The 22,229-nt window shown below is 42.2% G+C and carries 20 protein-coding genes and 1 riboswitch; of the genes, 3 read left to right on the top strand and 17 right to left on the bottom strand.

Translation table 11 applies throughout. The annotated features are described in order from the left end of the window. Positions 1-11: 11 nt before the first annotated feature. From BUB05_RS02280 to BUB05_RS02270, 3 genes are all read right to left on the bottom strand, one after another. Positions 12-665 carry a riboflavin synthase gene (locus BUB05_RS02280; protein WP_073046514.1) on the bottom strand — a complete coding sequence of 218 codons (654 nt, stop codon included), beginning with the start codon at positions 663-665 and terminating at the stop codon, positions 12-14. Next, entirely contained in the window at positions 666-1,778 is a 1,113-nt protein-coding gene (ribD, locus tag BUB05_RS02275; protein WP_073046512.1) for a bifunctional diaminohydroxyphosphoribosylaminopyrimidine deaminase/5-amino-6-(5-phosphoribosylamino)uracil reductase RibD, read from the bottom strand. A gap of 181 nt (positions 1,779-1,959) precedes the next feature. Beyond that, positions 1,960-2,073: riboswitch (FMN riboswitch) on the bottom strand. A 124-nt stretch (positions 2,074-2,197) separates the two neighbouring features. Beyond that, a complete protein-coding gene (locus BUB05_RS02270) occupies positions 2,198-2,644 on the bottom strand; it encodes an Hsp20/alpha crystallin family protein (protein ID WP_073046508.1) in 447 nt (148 codons plus the stop codon). Positions 2,645-2,892: 248 nt separating this feature from the next. Here BUB05_RS02270 and BUB05_RS02265 point away from each other — a divergent pair, with 248 nt between their 5' ends. Continuing rightward, entirely contained in the window at positions 2,893-3,942 is a 1,050-nt protein-coding gene (locus tag BUB05_RS02265) for a DNA polymerase IV (protein WP_073046505.1), read from the top strand. Here BUB05_RS02265 and BUB05_RS02260 read toward each other — a convergent pair. From BUB05_RS02260 to BUB05_RS02250, 3 genes are read right to left on the bottom strand one after another with little or no spacing between them, the layout of a single operon-like run. Then, positions 3,939-5,120, bottom strand: a complete 1,182-nt coding sequence (locus tag BUB05_RS02260) for a class I SAM-dependent rRNA methyltransferase (protein ID WP_073046503.1) — start codon at positions 5,118-5,120, stop codon at positions 3,939-3,941. The genes BUB05_RS02265 and BUB05_RS02260 overlap by 4 nt on opposite strands. 13 nt (positions 5,121-5,133) lie before the next feature. Further along, positions 5,134-5,817 (bottom strand): FadR/GntR family transcriptional regulator, encoded by a 684-nt coding sequence (locus tag BUB05_RS02255; RefSeq protein ID WP_073046500.1) that lies wholly within the window; start codon positions 5,815-5,817, stop codon positions 5,134-5,136. A gap of 13 nt (positions 5,818-5,830) precedes the next feature. Continuing rightward, on the bottom strand, positions 5,831-6,514 hold the full coding sequence (locus BUB05_RS02250; protein WP_073046497.1) for a FadR/GntR family transcriptional regulator: 684 nt from the start codon (positions 6,512-6,514) through the stop codon (positions 5,831-5,833). A 358-nt stretch (positions 6,515-6,872) separates the two neighbouring features. Here BUB05_RS02250 and BUB05_RS02245 point away from each other — a divergent pair, with 358 nt between their 5' ends. Next, the gene (locus BUB05_RS02245) at positions 6,873-8,012 is read left to right on the top strand and encodes a baeRF7 domain-containing protein (RefSeq protein WP_073046492.1); all 1,140 of its coding nucleotides are present in this window, start codon (positions 6,873-6,875) and stop codon (positions 8,010-8,012) included. 49 nt (positions 8,013-8,061) lie between these two features. Here the strand turns inward: BUB05_RS02245 and BUB05_RS02240 are convergent, their stop codons facing one another. The 5 genes from BUB05_RS02240 to BUB05_RS02220 all read right to left on the bottom strand — a co-directional run bounded on the left by BUB05_RS02240 (position 8,062) and on the right by BUB05_RS02220 (position 14,401). Further along, positions 8,062-9,444, bottom strand: a complete 1,383-nt coding sequence (locus BUB05_RS02240) for an FAD-binding oxidoreductase (protein ID WP_073046491.1) — start codon at positions 9,442-9,444, stop codon at positions 8,062-8,064. 118 nt (positions 9,445-9,562) lie between these two features. After that, entirely contained in the window at positions 9,563-10,723 is a 1,161-nt protein-coding gene (locus BUB05_RS02235; protein WP_094762651.1) for an amidohydrolase, read from the bottom strand. Between the two features lie 6 nt (positions 10,724-10,729). After that, complete coding sequence (locus BUB05_RS02230) at positions 10,730-11,893, bottom strand: amidohydrolase (RefSeq protein WP_073046480.1); 1,164 nt, start codon at positions 11,891-11,893, stop codon at positions 10,730-10,732. Continuing rightward, entirely contained in the window at positions 11,893-13,131 is a 1,239-nt protein-coding gene (locus tag BUB05_RS02225; RefSeq protein WP_073047156.1) for a Zn-dependent hydrolase, read from the bottom strand. The genes BUB05_RS02230 and BUB05_RS02225 overlap by 1 nt, the downstream gene beginning before the upstream one ends. Before the next feature lie 67 nt (positions 13,132-13,198). Further along, the gene (locus BUB05_RS02220) at positions 13,199-14,401 is read right to left on the bottom strand and encodes a hypothetical protein (protein WP_073046477.1); all 1,203 of its coding nucleotides are present in this window, start codon (positions 14,399-14,401) and stop codon (positions 13,199-13,201) included. Positions 14,402-14,600: 199 nt separating this feature from the next. Here BUB05_RS02220 and BUB05_RS02215 point away from each other — a divergent pair, with 199 nt between their 5' ends. Continuing rightward, positions 14,601-16,451, top strand: coding sequence for a helix-turn-helix domain-containing protein (locus BUB05_RS02215; RefSeq protein ID WP_073046474.1), 1,851 nt, complete (start codon positions 14,601-14,603; stop codon positions 16,449-16,451). Between the two features lie 14 nt (positions 16,452-16,465). Here BUB05_RS02215 and BUB05_RS02210 read toward each other — a convergent pair whose 3' ends face one another. From BUB05_RS02210 to BUB05_RS02190, 6 genes are all read right to left on the bottom strand, one after another. Next, positions 16,466-17,149, bottom strand: coding sequence for a FadR/GntR family transcriptional regulator (locus tag BUB05_RS02210; RefSeq protein WP_073046471.1), 684 nt, complete (start codon positions 17,147-17,149; stop codon positions 16,466-16,468). Positions 17,150-17,160: 11 nt separating this feature from the next. Continuing rightward, a complete protein-coding gene (locus tag BUB05_RS18535) occupies positions 17,161-17,343 on the bottom strand; it encodes a hypothetical protein (RefSeq protein ID WP_139257918.1) in 183 nt (60 codons plus the stop codon). Continuing rightward, positions 17,327-17,842 (bottom strand): FadR/GntR family transcriptional regulator, encoded by a 516-nt coding sequence (locus tag BUB05_RS02205; RefSeq protein ID WP_175548493.1) that lies wholly within the window; start codon positions 17,840-17,842, stop codon positions 17,327-17,329. The genes BUB05_RS18535 and BUB05_RS02205 overlap by 17 nt, the downstream gene beginning before the upstream one ends. Positions 17,843-18,142: 300 nt before the next feature. After that, positions 18,143-18,904 (bottom strand): dimethylarginine dimethylaminohydrolase family protein, encoded by a 762-nt coding sequence (locus tag BUB05_RS02200; protein ID WP_073046469.1) that lies wholly within the window; start codon positions 18,902-18,904, stop codon positions 18,143-18,145. A gap of 44 nt (positions 18,905-18,948) precedes the next feature. Further along, entirely contained in the window at positions 18,949-20,409 is a 1,461-nt protein-coding gene (locus BUB05_RS02195) for an alanine/glycine:cation symporter family protein (RefSeq protein WP_073046465.1), read from the bottom strand. Between the two features lie 154 nt (positions 20,410-20,563). Next, positions 20,564-22,228, bottom strand: coding sequence for a M20/M25/M40 family metallo-hydrolase (locus tag BUB05_RS02190; RefSeq protein WP_073046463.1), 1,665 nt, complete (start codon positions 22,226-22,228; stop codon positions 20,564-20,566). Position 22,229 lies beyond the last annotated feature (1 nt).

Genomic DNA, 22,229 nt, shown 5'->3' with positions numbered 1-22,229 from the left:
TGTATCCCCTTTCAATAGAATCCATTTTCTTTTAGAAAATCCATGTCTATTCCTTTTTTTTCTTCCTTTGCCTCTTCCTTGAACAACGTCAGTCTCTCGATATACTTTCCTACAAGGTCGCATTCAAGATTTACCTCTTCTCCAACCTTCTTGCCTGTCAGCGTTGTTTCTTCCTGTGTCAGAGGTATGATGGAAACCTTGAAACTTTCCTTTCCAAGGGCCGCAACAGTCAAACTTGTTCCGTCTATGGTAATGGAGCCCTTGTGAATGATGTATTTCAAAATCTCCCTTCCCGCACTGATTTCAACCCATATTGCATTATCATCTTCTTTGAATCCAACAATCCTTCCCGTACCGTCAACATGGCCTGACACTATGTGTCCCCCGAGCCGGTCTCCTACTTTCAAAGCTCTTTCAAGGTTTACCCGGCTTCCGTTTTTCAGGTTTTTAAGGTTTGTCACCCTCATTGTTTCAGGCATTGCATCCACAGTAAATTCATCGCCGGTAAATCTTGTAACCGTAAGACAGATCCCATTTGTGGCTATACTGTCTCCCAGCTTAACATCATCCATTATCTTCGATGCCTTGATTGTTATTTCTGCAGAACTGCTACCCGACACAATCTTTTTCACCGTTCCTATTTCTTCAATCAACCCAGTAAACAATCAATCACCTTCTTCCTTATCTTTATTGTCAATCATTCCGGTTATGAGTATATCCTCGTCAAATCTTTTTATGTCTATATCCTTAAGCTTCACGGCATCCCTTATATAGGTTATTCCTTCACCTTCCACAGGAGTCTTTGCATTCTGTCCGCCTATCATCTTTGGAGCCACAAAAGCCATCACCTTGTCTACTACTCCGGCCTCAAGGGCACTATAGTTGAGGGTGGCGCCCCCTTCCAGAAGGACCGAATCCAATCCCATTCTTCCCAGTTCATCAAAGAGCCATTTTATGTCTATGCGATTTTCCTTGAGAGGGGTTACTATGACTTCAGCACCTTTTTCCCTCAATGCTTCAAGCTTTTCATCATATGATGAACCTGTGGCAATTATGGTTCTAACACTTGATTCAAGATTAAGTACCCTGGCATCGAGAGGAATCCTGCATCTGGTATCAAGAATCACCCTTACTGCATCCTTGTCCAGCTCACTGTCCCTTCTTGTCGTCAGGCTTGGATCGTCCGCCAGGACTGTTCCTATCCCCACCATTATTGCAGAAACCTTCTGCCTTATGTCGTGGACATACTTCCTGGACTTTTCACTGGTAATCCATTTGGAATCCCCGGACCATGATGCAATCTTTCCATCCAGTGTCATGGCATACTTCATGTAGCAGAAAGGCTTTTTTGTAAGTATGTACTTGATGAACACCTCGTTAAGTTCCTTCACATCGTCCTCAAGAACTCCCGTTACAACTTCTATTCCTGCATCCCTTATTATCCGTATGCCTCTTCCGGCCACAAGGGGGTTGGGATCCGTCATTCCTATTACGACTTTGGCGAATTTGGATTCCACAATTTTTTTGGCACAGGGAGGAGTCTTTCCGAAATGGGAACAGGGTTCAAGCGTTACATAGATTGTCGCTCCCTCCACGTCCTCAGTGGCACTCTCTATTGCATTGACCTCTGCATGGTTGCCTCCATAGTATTCATGGTAACCTTCACCAATAATCCGATTGTCTTTCACTATAACCGCTCCAACAAGAGGATTCGGACTCGTATGCCCCGTGCCCTTCTTCGCCAGGTTTATCGCTCTTTTCATATAAAGTTCGTCCATACTACCTCCTATTTAAAGTTTTTTTGTTTATTCACAGTATTTCTTTAACAGCTCTTAACTATTGGAGTTGTATACAATAGCTTAGAAATAAAAAAACTCTGAAGAAAAATCTCCAGAGTCATAATCATAAAAATGTCATACAAAACTATACAGTTATACATTGTAACATATTTTGTAGAAACAAACACTTCTTCCATCCAGACTTTACTGTCGGTACTGGAATTACACCAGTTCAACCTCTCGGCTCGTGGACTGTACCACCGGTCGGGAATTTCACCCTGCCCTGAAGATTCATATTAACTTATTATTAAAATTAACACATAATCTATTTTTTGTCAATAAGGAAAGCGATTTTTTAATTGCATTTAATATCTTAAGCTTTCAAAAGCACAGTCCCATTATTAGGACCGTGCTTTCTGCTAGTCTATATCTATTCTCTTGGATCTGTCTTTCTTATCCTTCTTTGGAATCATTATGGTTAGAAGTCCATCTTCAAGCTTTGCATTGATTCCTTCCGTCTCTGCATCTTCCAGATATACCGTTCTGCTCATTGAACAGAATCTTCTTTCCTTGTGGATGTAATTTTTCTCCTCTTCTTCAATTCTTTCATCCCGCTTGATGGAAATTGAAAGTCTGCCGTCGTTAAGCTTAAGGTCGATTTCTTCCTTTTTCACACCGGGAAGTTCAGCCTCTACTACATAGTCGTTTTCATTCTCCTTCACATCAATCTTGAAAGTATCGTGCATCAGAGTCCTTTCAGGTATCCATGAATCCGAAAAAAAACCATCCAGCATATTGCGGAAATCTCCAAAACCGAATCTTTCCAAATCCCGTCTCCTTCTGTTGAAAGGTACTAAATTAGCCATGTCAACAACTCCTCTCTATTCATTTTTAGCACTCTCCACCAACGAGTGCTAATCCTTAATTAATTTATACCACTTTTTGCAGACTTTGTCAATATTGTGAAAAGATACTTTGTTCAAAAAAATTCACAAAATTCTCATGAAAAACATCTAAAATCCAGCACAATTTTCCTTGTTATATGATATAATGAAAGAACATTAGTTCGAGTGCTTATGTAAATATTTAAAAGATTGAAAAAGAGACGGATATTATGAAAAAAAAGATACTTCATGTCGATCTGGATGCATTCTTTGCATCAGTGGAACAGCTGGACAATCCAAAACTTAAAGGAAAGCCTGTAATAGTTGGAGGCACTTCAAAGAGAGGTGTAGTTGCAACATGCAGCTACGAAGCGCGAAAATACGGAGTTCACAGTGCCATGAGCAGTGTAATGGCCCACAAGCTGTGTCCCAACGGAATATTTGTAAGAGGCCATATGGAAAGGTACAAGGAAATCTCTTCACAGGTTTTTGAAATACTTCATGAAGTGACTGACAGCATTCAGCAAATGTCCATAGACGAGGCATATCTGGATATTACCGACCTTGATGAAGATCCCCATGACATTGCTGTCTGGATAAAGGAAGAAGTGAAAAACAGGATCGGCATAACAATATCCATAGGCATATCCTACAACAAGTTCCTGGCAAAGCTTGCCTCGGACTGGAACAAGCCCGACGGCATCTTCAAGATTACCGAAGAGGACATTCCTGACATCCTGATTCCTCTGCCTGTACTAAAGGTTCACGGACTGGGTAAAAAGACTGCAGCCAAGCTCAACAATATCGGTATTTTTACCATTGGAGATCTTCTCCAATATGATATAAAAAGCCTGTCGTATATCTTCGGCCAGTCCCGTGCCGAGGAAATATACAACAGGATTAGGGGTATCGACAACAGAAGCATAAAGGTTACAAGCATCAGAAAATCCTACGGGAGGGAAACAACCTTCAGCGAAGATACAAAAGACAGGGAATACATCAGGGAGGTCCTTGACATATATCTCCTTAAGATCACCGACAGACTGAAGAAAAGCAACAAGCTTGCCAAGACCGTTACCGTGAAGATCAAATACGAGGACTTCGAACAGATAACCAGAAGCCACAGCCTGACTTCATATACCTCAAGCTACGACCTCTTCAAGGAAGCAATGGACCTTGTGCTGGACGGAGTGGAACTAAAAAAGAAAGTCAGACTCGCAGGAGTCTCACTTTCCAATATTTCCGACAGCGAACACTATCAGATGTCCATCTTCGATTAACTTACGGAGATGAACACCACCTTCAGGTAGTTCCCCTCCCTGAATTCCTCAATGGTAGCAAAATCAACGGGAAGCGAATGTTCTTCGAGTATTCTGTACCTTTTTCCCTTTTCCACAAAGGCGGTATCGATGAATTTCTTGAACTTGTCCATGTTGAATGATGCGCAGTTGGTGGAGGCTGCAATAACTCCTCCATCTTCGGTTATGTCTATGACCTCCTTCAGAAGGTCCTTGTAGTCCCTGTCTGCACTGAATATGTTCTTCTTTGATTTCGCAAAACTTGGTGGATCAAGTATCACAAGATCAAACTTCATTTCCTTCTTTGCTGCATACTTGAAATAGTTGAAAACATCCTCCACCACTATATGGTTCGTATCAAGGTCTAGTCCGTTGATGTTAAACTGTTCAGTTGTCTTCTCAAGACTCCTGTTGGCAAGGTCGACGCTTGTAGTGCTTTTGGCATCGCCGAGGGCTGCAAACACTGAAAAAGCGCCCGTATATGAAAAGGTGTTAAGCACCGTCTTCCCCTTGGAATACTTGTCCCTTATCCTTTTCCTCACTTCTCTCTGGTCAAGAAACACTCCGGTCATGTCTCCTTCGTCAAGATAAATGGCAAAGTTCACTCCGCTTTCCCTGACTATTATTGGAAACTCACCCTTTTCACCCATGACAAAATCATCTTCCTCAATACCGTCATCAAATCTTTTCTTCTGGTATATTCCTTTGTAAACAACCATCCTGCTGAGGATTTCTACAATTATATCCTTGAATCTGTAAATACCCTTGCTGTACCAGTTTATAAGATAATACCCGTCATAGTTGTCTATTGTGAAGCCGCCTATTCCGTCACCTTCGCCGTTGAATACCCTGTAGGCGGTGGTGTCCTCGTCAAAATAGAAGGGTGCCCTTTTGTTAAGGGCCGTAATTATCTTGTTCTGGAAGAACTTCCGGTCTATAGCCTCATCCTTTCTTGTAAGGACCCAGCCGTATCCCTTATTCTGCCTTCCGAAATATCCTCTTGCAACAAACTTGTTCTTATCGTCGACAAGCTTCAGTATTGCTCCCTCGCCCTTCAAGTCATGGATATTGTTGACCGCCTCCTTGAAGATCAGAGGATATCCCTCCTTGTATTTCTTAATATATCTTTTATTTATTCTTACAATTATTTCACTGTCCATGGCTTTCCTTATCCTATTGGTAATATTTATTGATCATATCCATATGAATTTTCATGCTGTTTCTCGCCTTTTCCCGGTCTCTGCTAATTATTGCTTCATATATGTCCCGGTGAAGTGTTTCAAGTATGTCCTTACTTTCATTTTCCAGTACCGTATGCCTTATATTGTAAGTGAAGAGTTGAATCATTGGTGCCATTGCATTGTAGGCATTCAGTATGATGCTGTTTTTTGATGCCTTGGCAATTAGATAGTGGAACCTCTTGTCAAGTTTCGACTTTTCCACTTCCCCTTCTGCATTCAACATTTCCCCATAGCATTCCTTGAGCTTTTCAATTTCAGCTTCAGTGATTCTTTCCGCTGCCAGGGTTGATATTTCAACCTCGATCATCTTTCTGAATTCAAGGACATCATCTGTCGTTGCATCTGTAAGCTTAATTACTATCGCCATAGGCCCCTCAGGCCATTCATCAAATTCATCCTTGATATAGGTACCGCTTCCCGGCCTGTTCTCAATGAGTCCGACGATGCTTAGTATCTTGTATGACTCCCTGATTGCCGCTCTGCTGACTTCCAATGCTTCTGCCAGTTCTCTTTCGGTAGGAAGCTTGTCGCCTCTCTTTATTCTATTCAATCTGATTTCTTCAACCAGATATTCCATAACCTTGTAATAGGTCTTGTTCGAATCTGCCCTTATCATTAAACCACCCCTGTTATTCGAAATATTTTCTTACTTCAGTCATATGCCTTTTCATTGCTTCTCTTGCTTCTACAGGGTTTCTTTCAACAACAGCTTCACAAACTTCCCTGTGAATTCTCACAAGGAGATCCTTCCCTTCCGATAGAATCCCTCTTGTTCTAACATCGTAAATAAGCATATCCATCATATACTCCATGGCATTGTACGAATTAATCAATATAATGTTTTTAGTAGCCCTGGCAAGAAGACTGTGAAACTTGTTGTCGTATTTTGCATTTATGAATTCATCATCAATATTGATAAGCTTTTCATAACAGTCCTTTAATTCTTCAATTTCATCATCTGTAATTCTTTCAGCTGCAATAGTCGCCATTTCCACTTCTATCATGTTCCTGAATTCAAATATCTCATGTTTACCTGTATCCGAAAGCATGAAGGCTATGGACATCGGTCCTGAAAACCAACTGTCGAAATCTTTTCTTATATAGGTTCCGCTGCCCTGCCTTCTTTCAACGATGCCAAGCATGTCGAGTATTTCCAGGGCTTCTCTAATTGAATTCCTTCCTATTTCAAGTATTTCAACCAGCTTTCTCTCTGTAGGGATCTTGTCTCCCTTTTTAAGCCGTCCTTCCTCCACTTGTTGTCCGATATATTCTATGACATGTTCATATGCCTGTTTGTCTTTTGAATTGTTCATATTATCACTCCAGTTTCTAGACTCATTATAGGGTAAATGTACTTTAAAGTAAAGCCGTTAGCCGTATATTCACATCAATTTGAAGTAGGGAAAGTTATGTTGTTTGCAAAATTTAATCTCCCAGCTTGTAGTTCATCAAGTTCAAATATGATATAATTATTATAGACAAAACAACTTCATTGCTTCAACAGTTACTCACCTTGTTTCTCATCAATTTAAACATTTCACTATAACAATAATCATAATACTTTCCCTATAATTGCCTAACCATGTCGCGTTTTATGCGACAGCAAATAAATTGAGAATGTTTTCATTAATACTTGCTGATATAACTCAAATATTATAAGGAGGTTTATTAATGAATCAATTAAGAAAAGATGATGTTCTAAAGCTCATCAAAACCAAAACAGATCCATGTATCTCCATCTATCTGCCTACTGAAAAGGCAGGCAAGGACATTCTGAAAGGAAGGATTCTCTTGAAGAATCTACTTAAGGAAGCTGAGAAAAAGCTTTCCTTGCTCAACATTTCAGAATCAGATACCAAAAACATCCTGAATGAAGCATATGATTTAATTGAAGATTTGATCTTCTGGCAGAACAGTAATGAAGGTCTTGCCCTTTTCATTTCAGGCAATACTTTCAAATACTTCAAGATGCCGGTTAAATTCCAGGAAAAAGTTCACGTATCCAAAGAATTCAATATTATACCTCTTTTGTCAATGCTTACAAAAGACGAGAATTATTACCTTTTGTCATTGAGTCAAAAAAACATAAAACTGTACCGCTGCGATGAATTCAATATTAATGAAATAGAGTTGGATATGCCTACATCCTTGGATGAGGCACTGCAAATGGACAATCCCGAACGACAGCTTCAGTATCATTCCGGTAATCCAAATTCAACCTCTGCAATTTATCACGGTCATGGCGGAAGTCCGGATGACAACAAAAACCACATAAACAGGTTCATGCAGATGGTAAGCAACGACATACTTGAATTCATGCCCAATAAAGAGCTTCCTCTCATTGTTTCAGGTGTCAGCTATATCGCTTCAATGTACAAGGATGCCAACAAGTATCCAAATATGATGGACCAGCATATTGACGGCAATCCTGACAATATCCATCCCAAGGAGTTGAAGGAAAGAGCGCATAAAATCATGTATGAAATGTTTAATCAAAAAACAGATGCAATGATGGACAAATTCAGCGAGGCTAAAAGTGTAGGCAACGGTTCGGACATACTGGAAGATATAATAGCCGCATCATACGAAGGCAGAATCAACAAGCTTTTCCTCACATCAAACATAGAAAAGTGGGGCTACTATGACGAGAATCTCAATTATCTTTATGAGCTTTTCGAGCCTACAATAGAAGCCGAGAACGTCATAAACATAGCAGCCATCAACACACTTAAAAACGGAGGAGACGTACTGGTATACAGTCCTGAGGAAATGAACAACGAGGACAGGCATTTTGCAACATTCAGATACTAATTTTGCTAAGAATGCAGCAAGCCGGCAGTTTTGCCGGCTTGTTTTAATTCTAGCTTATTCCCGTTCCAGGATTCATTATATTGTTTGGATCAAAAACATTCTTGATTCCTCTCATTATTTCCAGATGTTTTGGCGAATACTGTATGTCGAGCCTTTCATTTCTAATCTTGCCCACACCATGCTCTGCAGTTATTGTTCCACCCAGACTCACTGCCAACTTGTATACGTCCTTTGATAGATCCTCGTAACCCTCGGGCTTTTCTCCATCATCTGTCATAATGAAGTTATGGATATTCCCGTCGCCTGCATGACCAAAGGAAGGAATTGTAGCATTGTATTTCTTGGCCAGTTCATCTATTCCATTCATATAATCAATTATCTTGCTTACAGGTACGGCCACATCCAGTATGTCCACCACCATATGTTGTACGCTGGGATAACCGTGACTTCTGATTTCAAGGATTGTTCTTTGCTCCTTGGCAGTCTCGGCAATAAGGCTGTCAACCGCTCCATTTTCCTCGCAGATTTCAACTATTTTTTCACTTACTTCGTAAAGTGTTTCTTCCTTGGCTTCATCAAGTATGAAATAAAGGTCCACTATACCTTTCTTGGCAGGCCATTCCAGCCCCAGATCCTTTGCAGACCTCAACATGAAATCACGCTCAATATATTCAGCAGCCAAAGGTGTAATCCCCGCTCTCAGTATCTTTGGAACAACTTCCACCGCCTTCGCCTTGTCGTCAAAAGAAACCAGGAGACTCCCCGTATTGCTGGATTTGGGGTACAGTTTAAGTATGGCCTTTGTCACAACTCCAAGGGTACCTTCGCTTCCTATCATCAAATGGGTAAGGTCATATCCGGTATTGTCCTTCATAAGTTTTCCGCCTGTCTTGATTATTTCACCTGTCGGAAGCACTATTTCAAGACCCTTGATCTGGTTTCTCATTACTCCATGCCTTACAGCTCTTACACCGCCTGCATTTTGTACAATCATTCCTCCAACCTGTGCTCCTTCATCTCCGGGGTGTACAGGAAAGAAAAGACTGTCATGAGTTTTGAATTTATCCTCCAAATCGAATAGAGTGACTCCAGCCTCACATTCGACCATCAGGTTTTCTTCATCAATATCAATAATCTTGTTCAATCTCTCAAGAGACATGACAATGCTCGGCTTTATCGGCACAACTGCACCGGCGCATCCCGTACCTCCACCTCTGGCAACTACTGTGCACTTTTCCGCATTAGCATACTTCAGTATTTCTGAAATTTCACTTGCATCGGCAGGCTTGACCACAACACAGTCATAACATGGAACAGGTGCTATTGCTTGCTCTGTTTCATCGGTGATGTAACTGTCGATTTTTTCAGAATCACTTGCAACCCAGTCGTTACCAACTATTTTCTTCATAGCTTCAATAATCTTGTTTTCCATACTTACCTCCATTTTTTGGTAGAACCACTAAGTATATTATATAACCCGGTAGAACATTTGTAAATGCCTCCGGGTATAGTAGATATATTAACAATCCATCATTGCTGCCTTATCGTTTTCAGTTGCTGTTTAGATAGTCAATGGCAAAATGATAATACATGCCCGTTCCTATTTCCAGGGCATCTTCATTGATATCGAATCTAGGATGGTGATGGGGAAATGTCTCCCTGTCCTCAAATCCTGATCCGACAAATACCATGGCTCCCGGTATTTCATCAAGATAATAGGCCATGTCCTCACTGCCGGTTGTCTTCTCCAGATTCATTATGTTGTCGCTTCCGGCAACCTTCTCAGCCACCTTCCTGGCCTCCATTGCAATTACTTCATCGTTAATGGTTGCAGGTGTACCCTTGGGAATGTTCACTTCAGCTCTTCCACCGAACATTGAGGCAGTACATTCCGCATACTCCCTGATTCTATTCCATGCACTTTCCCTTGATTCCTGGCTGAAGCATCTCAATGAACCCTCAAGATGGGCTTCATCAGGTATGATATTGAACCTGGTTCCGCACTTCACTTCTCCAAATGTCAGGACCATAGGCTCCATTGGATACTTCTCCCTGCTCAACATTGCATTTGAATTCATTATAAAGGATGATGCCATTACAACGGGATCCACCGTCTCATTTGGAAGGGATCCGTGTCCGCCTTTACCGTAAAAGTCTATTATTACAGGGTCTCCAGAGGCCATCCTTGGCCCGCTTTCCACATTCACCTTCCCGGCAGGTATATTGTTCCACAGATGCTGTCCCATGATGGCATCCACACCATCAAGGGCTCCATCCTCTATCATTTTCTTCGCTCCCCTTAGGGTTTCCTCCGCAGGTTGAAACAATAATCGTACATTACCCTTCAATTCATCCCTGGATTCCACAAGGGCTCTGGCTGCACCCAGGAGCATTGCTGCATGTCCATCATGACCACAGGCATGCATTAGTCCCTGTTTTTTTGACCTGTACTCAACATCGCTTGCTTCACCTATCTCAAGGGCATCGATATCCGCCCTCAATGCAACAGTCCTTCCGGGCTTCTCTCCCTTTATTGTTGCAACAACTCCCGTCCCTGCGCATTTTTCACAATGGAGACCAATCCCTTCAAGCTCTTCGATTATTCTCTTCTGTGTTCTTGTTTCATTCCAGCTGGTTTCGGGATTTTCATGAAATTCTCTTCTCATCCTGATGACATATTCTCTTTGTTTCCTGTATGTTTCACTGTTCATGATCCTTTACCTCCCTAAAAATTCCACTGCATACTGGGCATACAGACCCGAAGCCACCTCAAGGGCATCCTCGTCAATATCGAAGCACGGATGATGATGGGGGAAAAGTTCGACCTTTTCCTCGTTTTTCGATCCTACAAAGGCAAAAGCCCCAGGCACCTCCACCGTATAGAATGAAAAGTCTTCTCCACCTGTAGTCTTCTCATACTTCACCAAACCTTCGCTTCCAAGAAGACTCCTTACTGCATCCTCTCCGATGGAAGCCATTTCAGGGTCGTTTATGGTTGGAAGCACCAGCTGCTCATATTCAAGTACAGCTCTGGCCCTATAGCTCTCCGCCGTCCTTTCAGCCACCCTTCTTATCTGCTCCTCGAAGATGTTGTTTACATCCATGCTGAAGCATCTGGTTGTTCCTTCAAGATAGGCTTCTCCTGCCAATATGTTCTGTCTCGTTCCTGCATTGAATATTCCAAGGGTTACAACTGCAGGATCCAAAGGATTGATTTCCCTGGCAACAAGGGCCTGCATGTTCATTACAGTCGCTGCACCCACAACCACGGAATCTATTCCCTGGTTGGGCATTGACCCGTGGCCGCCCTTTCCGGTAATATTGATGTTGAATATTCCCGCCGAAGCCATCCTTGGGCCTTCCTCCACGGAAACCTTGCCGACATCGATGCCGTTCCATACATGTATTCCGAAGATTCCATCGACTCCTTCAAGTTCCCCCTCGGATATGAGTTTTTTTGCACCCTTGGCAACCTCTTCTCCAGGCTGGAACAAAAGCTTAACAGTTCCGCTGAATTCATCCTTTATTTCATTGAGGATTCTTGCCGCAGTCAAGAGGCTTGCCGCATGTCCGTCGTGTCCGCAGCCGTGCATCATGCCTTCAACCTTTGATCTATATACAATTTCATTCTTTTCCTGAAGTTCAAGAGCGTCAATATCGGCCCTAAGGGCGATGGTTCTGCCTTCAGTCTTTCCCTTGATGATTCCAACCACGCCTGTTCCGGCAGCTTTCCTGCAGGGAATCCCTAACATTTCCAGTTCTTCCACGATCCTGTCGGAAGTTCTTTCCTCCTTCATGGCCGGTTCGGGATTCATATGAAATTCCCTCCTGATGGAAACCGCATAGTCCTTGTACTCTTTTGCCAGTTCCTTAATATTCATTATTCCACTTCTCCAATTCCAAGTATTGTATGATAAATCAGCTCTATGCCTTTTTGCAACTGATCATAATCCGTCCATTCCTCAGGGCAGTGGCTTCTGCCGTCCCTGCTGGGTACGAAAACCAGTCCTGAATCCACCATCGAAGCCATTATCATTGCATCATGGCCTGCTCCGCTGGTCATTTTTTTATATCCTATGCCACCTTCATCAGCCTTTTCCTGCATTGTATTCAAGATTTTTTCGGACATGGTTACTGGAGTTACATTCAAAAGCTCTCTCATTTCCCAAGCCAGCCCCCTGGAATCAGCCTTGTCCTTCAGAGACCTTTTGATTCCAGCTACAACTCCGTCTATGCAGTCCTGGTTTCTGGATCTTATGTCCACAGTCAATTCAACTTCACCAGGAACTATGTTTGCAGCTCCAGGAAAAACGTCCATGGCTCCCACCGTTGCAACCGTCCCGTCTCCCTGGGACAGGGCAAGCTCTTCTATCTGGCATACCAACTCAGAGGCTGCAATGAGGGCATCCTTTCTGAGATTCATAGGTGTCGTACCTGCATGATCGGGTCTACCCTTGATGCCTATTCTGTATTCTGCAATTCCTACAATATACTCAACCAATCCAACATCCAGGTTCTCCTTTTCAAGAACCGGTCCCTGCTCTATGTGAAGTTCTATGAAGGCCCTTATTTCATCCGGACTCCTTTTTGCACTGGAAATCTTTTCAGGCTCAAGTCCAAAGGATGCCATTGCTTCCGCCATGGATATTCCATCACTGTCACAGTTCGCTTTCAATTCCTCAAGAGTCACTCCAACCGTCATGGCCCTACTTCCGAAGACTCCTCCGCCAAACCTGCCTCCCTCTTCCTCTATCATTCCTACGAATTCCACGGGATAGGCTGTCTTTACATTGTTCTCCACAAGACTCCTCATAACTTCAAGCCCCATTGCTATACCTGCAGGTCCGTCAAAATTTCCACCATTTTTCACTGAATCGAAGTGGGATCCTACCATTATAGACGGCATTTCCACGGGATAATCCTTCATCCTGCCAAAAACCGTTCCTGCAGCATCCTCATAGACATATAGATCCAGCTTCTCAAGCTCTCTCTTTATGTAGTTCCTCGCCTGCCTGTCTTCCTCCGTAAAGGAAAACCTGGTCAGTCCCCTGCCGGGGGTTGAGTTGAATTTTGACAGTTCTTCAATGTCTTTCACTATTCTATCTAAGTTCGTCTTCATTTCCTCACCTTCCAAAGACGACACCTCTTTCGAGGTGTCATCCAGATTTTATGTTATTTTACCCTTGCTACAGAAGCTTCACAAATATTCCCGCTATTATTACCGATGCTATTGTAACTGTAGTGAATCCTCCAACCAGCATCTTTGGAAGCATTGTTTCTATCGCATACTCATATTCCGAATCACTGTCCGTAACCGACTTGGCCGCCTCTATTGTGAGTATGTAGTCTGCGGGGAATCCGTAGAGTGCAGTCATTGCTATGGAAAATGCCATCTCCTTCGTCTCTCCTAAAAGCTTTCCGATCAGCATTGACATTATACCCATTCCCGTTACACCAAGAACTATGATCCCAAAGAGTGGACCTACAATCTTTCCAAGCATTTCAGGAGTAGCCTGTGACAGACCGGCAAATATGAACGCCATGAGTACCGTCATAAGGAATCCAAAAGCATTAGCCTTTACAAGCGCCTTTTCCTCCAGGAATCCTATTTCCCTTCCAATTACACCAAAAAGAAGACATACGACAAACTGGTTAAGGTGAATATATGGTGCAACAGTTGCAGCAAGCCAAGCCACGAGACCGAGCTTCACAAGAATCACATAGCTGGACTGGTATTTCTCGGGTACCGGAGGGAATATCCTGAACCTGCTTTTTGATGCATCTTCCTTTTCAGCCAGGTCTGCACCAACTGAATTCTTCATATGCTTTACATCCATTTCACCGTTCTTCACCTGGTCCGCAAGCCTTCTGGCTTCCTTCTTAAGCAGGATGGCTGTAATGGGATACCCGAAAAAGCCCTGCATGATGTACATGCATGTAGCCAGTACGGCTATGGATGCAAGACCCATTTCCGTCGCTGCTCCCGACATGAGTATTGATGCGACCACGCCACCTGTCAGCGGAGGTGTTGCCGCAACCACTGTCTGCCAACCAAACATTGCCCTTCCTATAGTCAGTGTCATGGCGCATATGCCCACGATGCCCGATAAGGCTATGAGTATTGTCTTCCATTGTCCCAGAAGCTCCCTGACGCTCATCAGGGTACCCATATGGGTGAGAAGAAGATACATGGACAAATATACAACAGGAGTTGCAAAAGAACTCTGAGTAACTATATCTGCCGGCAATACGGTCCAGAAACCAACCAGAAACAATACTGCAGATACGAATACGGAAGGTATGAAGGCCTTTGTCTTCGTAGATACTATTTCGCCTATTGTCAAAATCAACAATACGATGCTGAAAGCACCAACCACATTGAATACCATAAATAAATCCTCACTTTATATTATTTTATAAATTATTTGATTCTACCAGATAGGACAAATATATACCATGTTATAATTAACCAATTACTATAGATTTTTTTGTTAATTTTCACTATAATATTCCTATACCTGATTAAAATAAAACATCATCGATTCTTTCCACACCCGGCAGGTAAATTTTATATAAGGACCAATGCAAATGTATAATAAGAATATAGATAACAAGAAACTGTTAAGACTTCAGTCACTCCTTGAAACAGCCAAGATACTCAACTCCAAACAGGATACGGACACAATACTGAGAACGCTCCTTGACAGATGCTTTGAACTTCTACCCGGTGGGGATATCGGAGCCATATTCCTCTACAATCAAAACACCAATCTCCTTGAAATGAGAGCATACAGCGGCATGGGGGATTCGGTAAAGGATGTAAAGCTAAAACCAGGAGAATCCATGACAGGCTTTGCATTCAACAAGAGGGAGCCTGTATTCTTCAAGGATACAAGGACGGTTATGAAATACATGGATACAATGGAGGATGAAAACACGCATATGACCGTTCTGGCAGAACTGGATTCCTCCGCTGTCAAAAGCTCAATCTGCTGCCCCCTCATGCACAGGGACCAGCCTATAGGCGTTCTTGTAATCGACAATCTCAATGAATCAACTCCCCTTGTCCAGGATGATGTAGAGTTCCTTGAAGCAATATCGGTCCAGGCTACTATAGCCATTGTAAATGCTCAAAACTATGAAAAGGAAGTCGAAGCAAACAGGACACTTTCCCATTATACCAAAGTCATCGAAAAAGAAAGGAACAACTATCGTTTTTCAACTGATATCCACGCCAGGTTCACTGATATGATGCTTAACGGGAGGACAATCGAGGATGTTCTTGAGGAATCCAAGAACATCCTAAATCTCGATATTTTTATTATTGACGAGCTCTACAATTTTGGTTATCATACATCCGGAATAAGCGACCAGATTGATTCAATAGTCAGGGAACTGCCAAACATGATAAAATATCTTAGAAAAAACACAGCCATGGCCTATCGATGTATCCACCAGGAAAAATATCTCCATATATTCCCGATTATGGTTAACAAGGAATCAATGGGATGGTTATGCATAGTATCTGATACGGACAAGCTGGAAGAATTGAAAAGGATAACTGCAGAAAGAGCTTCAACGATTACAGCCCTTGAACAGTTGAAAAGCAGCGAACTCTTCAATATGGAACAATCGCTGAAAGGTGAGTTCATCGACAACCTGATAAACAACACCTCCCCTGAATACATAGAAAAATGCTGTTCGCAGTACAATATTGACACTAACGGAACATACAGGATAATACTTTCAAAGATGGAGTTTAACAACTCATCCTATGGCAATGAAATTGAATTCAACGTGCTCAAGTCAATGAACCGACTGTACAAACCTGTTGGAGAAACTGTGAAGTATCATTTCAACAAATCATTTTCAGTCATTAAGGGAACAGGCATAGTGTCCCTTGTTGAAATCGGTCACTCCAAAAGTATGGAAAAAATCGAATCCCTGATTAAGGAAATTGAAGCAAAAATGTCAGAATACAACAGTCAAAGAGGCCAGCCTGTTCATTGCAAAACTGCAGTCAGCAACTCCTTCCACGGTATAGGTAATTTCAGCAAATCATACAATAACGCTGAATATGTGCTTAGCCTCATGACTACATACGGCAAAAAATACAAGCGCATGTTCTATGACAATCTAAAGGTGAAAGGACTGCTTTCGAGAAACGATACAACATATCTTGAGTCATTCACAGACGACATCCTGGGTCCCCTTCTCTCATATCCCTCCTCGCACAGGGATGAATTCATCAGGACACTTGAAACCTATATAAGGTCTAACTGCAGCTACACTACTGCAAAGGAAAGTTTAGGCATACACGGCAATACACTGAACTACAGGATTGGCAAGATTTGTGAAATACTGAACCTGGATATAAACGACTACAACGACAGGTTGAAGATCCAAATCGCATTCGAAATAAAGGAGCTGCTTGAATAGCAGCTCCTCTGTGATTATTTATAGTATTTGATTATCGTTTCCATATGTACCTGCATGCTCTTCCTCGCCGCTTCCACATCCCTGGAAACGATTGCCTCGTATATGTTCCTGTGGAGCTCTTCTAGTATTCCCTCATACTCACTGTCTACTACAACAGACCTTATGTCCCGGGTGAAAATCTGAAGCATGGGAGACATTGCATTGTATGCATTCAGTATTATCTGATTTTTTGCAGCCTTGACAATGGTGCCGTGGAACTTCTTGTCGTATTCAGCCCTTACCATCTCATCGTCATCACCGATCATCCTCTCGTAGCACTCCGTAAGGACTTCAATTTCCCCGTCTGTAATCTTTTCCGCTGCAAGGGTTGCCACTTCCACCTCTATCATTTTCCTGAATTCAAGAACATCCTTCATGGTGGTGTCCGACAGCTTGAATATTATAGACATTGGCTCCATGAACCAGTCGTCGAACTCATCCTTTATGAAAGTCCCCTGGCTGGGCGCACTTCTCAGAAGTCCTACTATGCTTAGTATTTTGTATGATTCTCTGATGGCTGCTCTGCTCACTCCAAGATACTCGGCAAGTTCTCTTTCAGTAGGCATCTTGTCACCCTTTTTCAGTTTTTTCATCCTTATCTGTTCTGTAAGATACTCCATCACCTGGTAGTATGTCTTGTTTGAATCTCCCTTAAGCATATCGGCCTCCTTTAGTGGTAGTATCTTCTAACAACTTCCATATGTGCCTTCATGGCTTCTGCCGCCTTAACAGGATTTCTCGAAACCACCGCTTTAAAGAGGTCGTCATGAACCCTTGCCGCCAGCTCCAGACCTTCATTGAGAAAAGCTTCTATCCTTATATCATATATGAAAAGGTCAAGCATATAGTCCATTGCATTGTATGAATTTATGATGATTATGTTTTTTTGAAGCCTTCGCAAGTATGCTGTGAAACTTCAAGTCATATTCAGTGCTGATCTCCTGATCCTCGGTCCTTGTCATCTCATCATAACATTCCGTCAGTTCCTCGATTTCTTCATCCGTAATCCTCTCGGCTGCAAGGGAAGCTATCTCGACCTCTATCATGTTCCTGAACTCAAAAACTTCCTTCCTGCTGGTTTCCGAAAGCATAATGGCAACAGACATGGGTCTTGAAAACCATTTGTCGAAACGGTCCTTAATATAGGTCCCGTCGCCCTGTCGCCTGTCTACCACTCCAAGTATGTCAAGTATCTTAAGGGCCTCCCTTATTGAATTCCTTCCTATTCCCAGGAAATCCACCATTTCCCTTTCAGATGGAACCCTGTCTCCTTTGCCAAGAGCACCTTTTTCCACCTGGTCGCTTATATATTCAATTACCTTATAGTATGCCTGTTTTCTATTGTTATCCATGTCATCACTTCCCCATTTTGCAGTTACTATAAGAATATTATAGGATAACTGAATTTCAATGTAAAGAAATACAGACATCAATGCCTGAAAATAGAGGAACCCTGCAACTGGATTAGTATATTCTCCGGATGATTTAATATGGTTCCGAAATAAAAAAGGATACATGTTCCCTACTCCCTCAGCACGAAAATTTCTAATTATATAAGGAAAATTTTCGAACTTCGAAGTCGAGACCTCACATGTATCCTGTTTTATTTCTAGTTTGTTAAAGTATTACTGTATTTGGTTATTTTTAGATTATTAAAATCTCAATGACAAGCAGCTAAGGCCTCCGTCGATTTTCTGGAATTCTGTCATTTCGACAAGTTTCAGGTCGTAGTCAAGGTCCTCAAGCTTTTTCTGAAGCTTGGGGAATCCTGCAGGCATGATTATGTGGTCGTTTACTCTTACGCAGTTGGCAGCGTACATCTCGTCTTCCGGAACGGTTATCTTCTCAAATTTCTCGAAATCGGGATGAGTTATGAACTCGCCGGCTACAAGGACCCTGTTGTCTCCGATGAAGTTTACACCTGTCTTGAGGTGGAACATTTCCTTAAGTTCAACGACCGATCCAGTATAACCGTGCTTTTCAACAATTTCAATGAACTGTCTCGCGCCTTCCTCATTTGTCCTCTTTGAAAGTCCTATATAGAAATGGTCTCCTATCTGCATTACGTCTCCGCCTTCAAGGTGACCTGGAGATACGATATGGTCAAAGTCATCGAAAAATTCAGTCAATGCTTCCTTTACCTTTATCTCCTCTCCCTGTCTTGTGTCAACTCCCGGGTTTGTGATGATTGCCATCCTGTCCGTAACAACGGCAGGATCCTCAACGAAGCATGAATCCGGATATTCTTCGTCCGGCTCCATTATCTTCACTTCAACACCGCAGGCCCTGCATGCCTCTATATACTGTTCATGCTGCTTGTATGCCTTTTCATATACAGGCACTCCCAAATCCGATGTTGTCTGTCCTGAAACCACACTCTTTCCCGGTCTTCTCACTACAAAATTCTTAAACATGTTTTCCTCCTAAATTTTAATAAATATTTATTTTTAAAATGCTTTTATAAATTTGATGCCTTGTTTATATCTTCCTGATCGTAGAAAACCCTGAATTCAGGATCAACTTCACCTATTCCAAGATACCTTGCCTTGTAGTCCTTCAAAAGCTTGATGAATGTACCGCTTAAAAGAAGCAGGGAAAGAAGATTTGCAAATATGGGCAGTGCCGTTGACATGTCTGCAAAGAGCCATACTGCTGTTCCAGGCATTTCATTCACTACAGCCACTACCACAAGCAATAAACCTGGTAATGGATACGACCACTTGTATATATCGAGTATAATCTTGTTCTTGCGGTTTTCTTCTCCAAGAAGATATCTTACAAGGACTTCAATCTGTGCATATAGCCCCGATGAAGTTGTTATACCGAAGAGAAGCACTCCCGATGCAAGTATGATTCTTCCAAAGCTTCCAATTCCCGTTTCAAATGCGCTAAGTGTAAGCTCTGCACCAGAAAGTCCCGAAGACCACTCGCCTGTCACAATTATTACAAGTGAAGTTATTGTACATATTACGATCGTATCAAGGAAAACTTCAAATATTCCAAGTATTCCCTGTCTAATTGGATGGTCTGTCTTTGCAGAAGCATGTATCATAGGAGATGATCCCCAACCTGCCTCATTTGAGTATACGGCTCTTGACATACCAATTTTTATTACCTGGGAGAATGCAGCACCTGCAAATCCTCCAAGGGCAGCTGAACCGTTGAATGCTCCTCCGATTATCATTCCAAAGGCATGTGGAAGAACCGCTGCATTTTTTATTATTACAAACAATCCGCTTGCCAGATAGAATAAAATCATGAAGGGAACTATCTTTGATGCAATCTTTCCAAGGGAAGGAAGACCGCCACTGATCATAAGATAAAGAAGTACTGTATATACTACACTTACAACGATCATGTTCATGTCAAATGTAGTTGCAACAGCTTCCGATACAGTATAGTTCTGCATTGTAAGGAAGAATCCAACTCCAAAACCAAAGATGAATATGAATGCCAGCACCTTGGGTATTACATTCCAGCCTCTTTCTTTGCCAAGACCCTTGCTTATATAATATGTAGGTCCGCCGTATGTATGTCCGTCTTCCTGTGTGTTTCTGAAATATACTGCCAGTGAAACCTCTGCCATCTTAATTACCTGACCTAATATTCCAGCAACTATGAGCCAGAATACCGCTCCGGGACCTCCTACTGCGATGGCGGTAGCAACTCCACCAATGTTCCCAACTCCTACCGTTGCTCCTGCTGCTATACTGAGTGCTTCAAGGGAACTTAAAGTTCCTTCCTCACCTTCCGTATCCTTTCCGAAGAGCCTTCCCAAAGATGTTTTGAAGATGTGAGGTATGAATCTAAATTGAAAAAATCCTGATGTTACCGTAAAAAATATACCTATAAACAAAATTGTAAGCACAAGAGGCATTCCCCATAAATATTCCCATACTATTTTCTCCATCAAAGCCATGTTGATCCTCCTTAAATTTAAATAACTTTTCCGATCCAATTATTTCAGAGGAAATCACTGGACCGAATTCCTGCAAGAAGCCCGCACTCCTTGCATCTAGCTTGGTTTATTGGTTTATAATTTATTAGCTTCAATTATGTCAATTCATTGTAGGTTATTGGTGCTTCATATTCAATTGTATCGTTTCTTCCTTGAGGACATGTTCCAAAACATGCTCGATTATCCTTGGTGTTCTCTCGTAAAGGTCTTCCCTGTATACTCTCTCGCTTATCTTGTGAAAGTCTTTTCCCCAGGGGCCTATGTTTATGCATGGCATCTGAATTTCCTTTATGTCCTCGAATGGTATGTCATAGTATTTTCCCCACAGAGGCATATTTTCCATCTGTGACAAGGTAGACTCCATGTCATAGTTCAATGATGAATAGCTCAGGTCGCTGATTCCCGTAAAATAGTACCTGTTCATATACTCCTGCTTCCATTCCCTGGTGGTGAATCTGTTGATCATTTCAAGATAGTCGGGAACATCCTCCTGAAAAAGATTTGACACACCCGGATAAAGAGGCATTGTCATTCCCGCCACAATGAACATCTCCTGCCTGTTGATAAGCTTTATAATGTATTCTACAAGTTCATAGTTTGCATTGACAAAGGACGTCTTGTTGAACCTCAAGTCATCGATTATCTTCTTCTCGAATTCATCATACTTCCTATAGTATTCGTCACCCTTTTCCTTCAGCAGGTCCAGGAGTTCATTGAAGGTCACTACATGCACCGGCCACTTATCCCCTATGGTCTTCCGATTTGTCTTTTCCATGAATATGTCCCGGGCATCATTGTATTTCTTCATGTATTCGTCACTTTCCTCAACACATACAGCCATTAACTTCTTCAATATCTCCTCTGGAGATGTTGAAAAATTCAGGACATTCATATAACCTATGGATGATTCGGGAGTCGATATGTCGTAAACCTCCTTTGAATCCTTCACGTGGACCCAGGTAGGCGGAATGCTCATTTCTCCTTCAATCTCGTCTACAAAGTCAAGGTTTAGCTCTGTTCTTGCAACTATCCTGCTCATTATTCCCGAAGGGTTGATTCCCTCAAGTACCTTTCCTGCATGGGTCAGTATCCCCTTGACATATACAAAGAAATTCATCTTTGCTATGGATCCCTGGCTTATCATTCCTTTGGTATAGTCAACCCTCTGATGGGGCTCCGAATTGATCATCAGCTTGTAATCAAGACCGTGCTTTTCCTTGAGCCGTCTGAGAATCTTAACTCCGTGTCTCATTCCAGCCGAAAGATTTTCCTCATCGGGAACAGCCAGGACTATTATGTTTCCAATCCTGTCCTCATCCTTTGAAATCTCCTTCATCAGTGAAAGCTGTATTGCTCCGCCTCCTTTCATATCCGCTGTTCCCCGTCCGAACAGCCAGTTTCCGGATTGCAGATCATCCACTGCCTCCGAGTCAAGTGAATCGGAAGATATTTCAAGTGCTTCTCCAAGCTTGTCAGGTTCAAAGGCATAGTCCTTGTATTCGTTGTAGTTTTCAACATTCACCACATCGCTGTGGTGAATGAACACTACAGTTCTCTTCCCCTTGCCTCTCAGCAATGCCCAGTTTACAGAACGGTTGTGAATATCTCCAGGTATCTTTTCCGAACCAAAATCGTCCGGATTTTCCTTGAAATATTCCATGGATTCAAAATATTCCTTCAAGAATCCGTCGATTGAATTTTCCCTGTATGTGTTTGTTATAGAATCAAGCGCCACATATCCCTTTAATGTCCTGCCAATCTCATCTCTGATGTTGCCCATA

It is taken from the genome of Dethiosulfatibacter aminovorans DSM 17477 (assembly GCF_900142005.1).
GTDB classification, from domain to species: domain Bacteria; phylum Bacillota; class Clostridia; order Tissierellales; family Dethiosulfatibacteraceae; genus Dethiosulfatibacter; species Dethiosulfatibacter aminovorans.
Note: the sequence above shows the minus strand (reverse complement) of the source record. Positions and strands in the feature narration are given on the sequence as shown.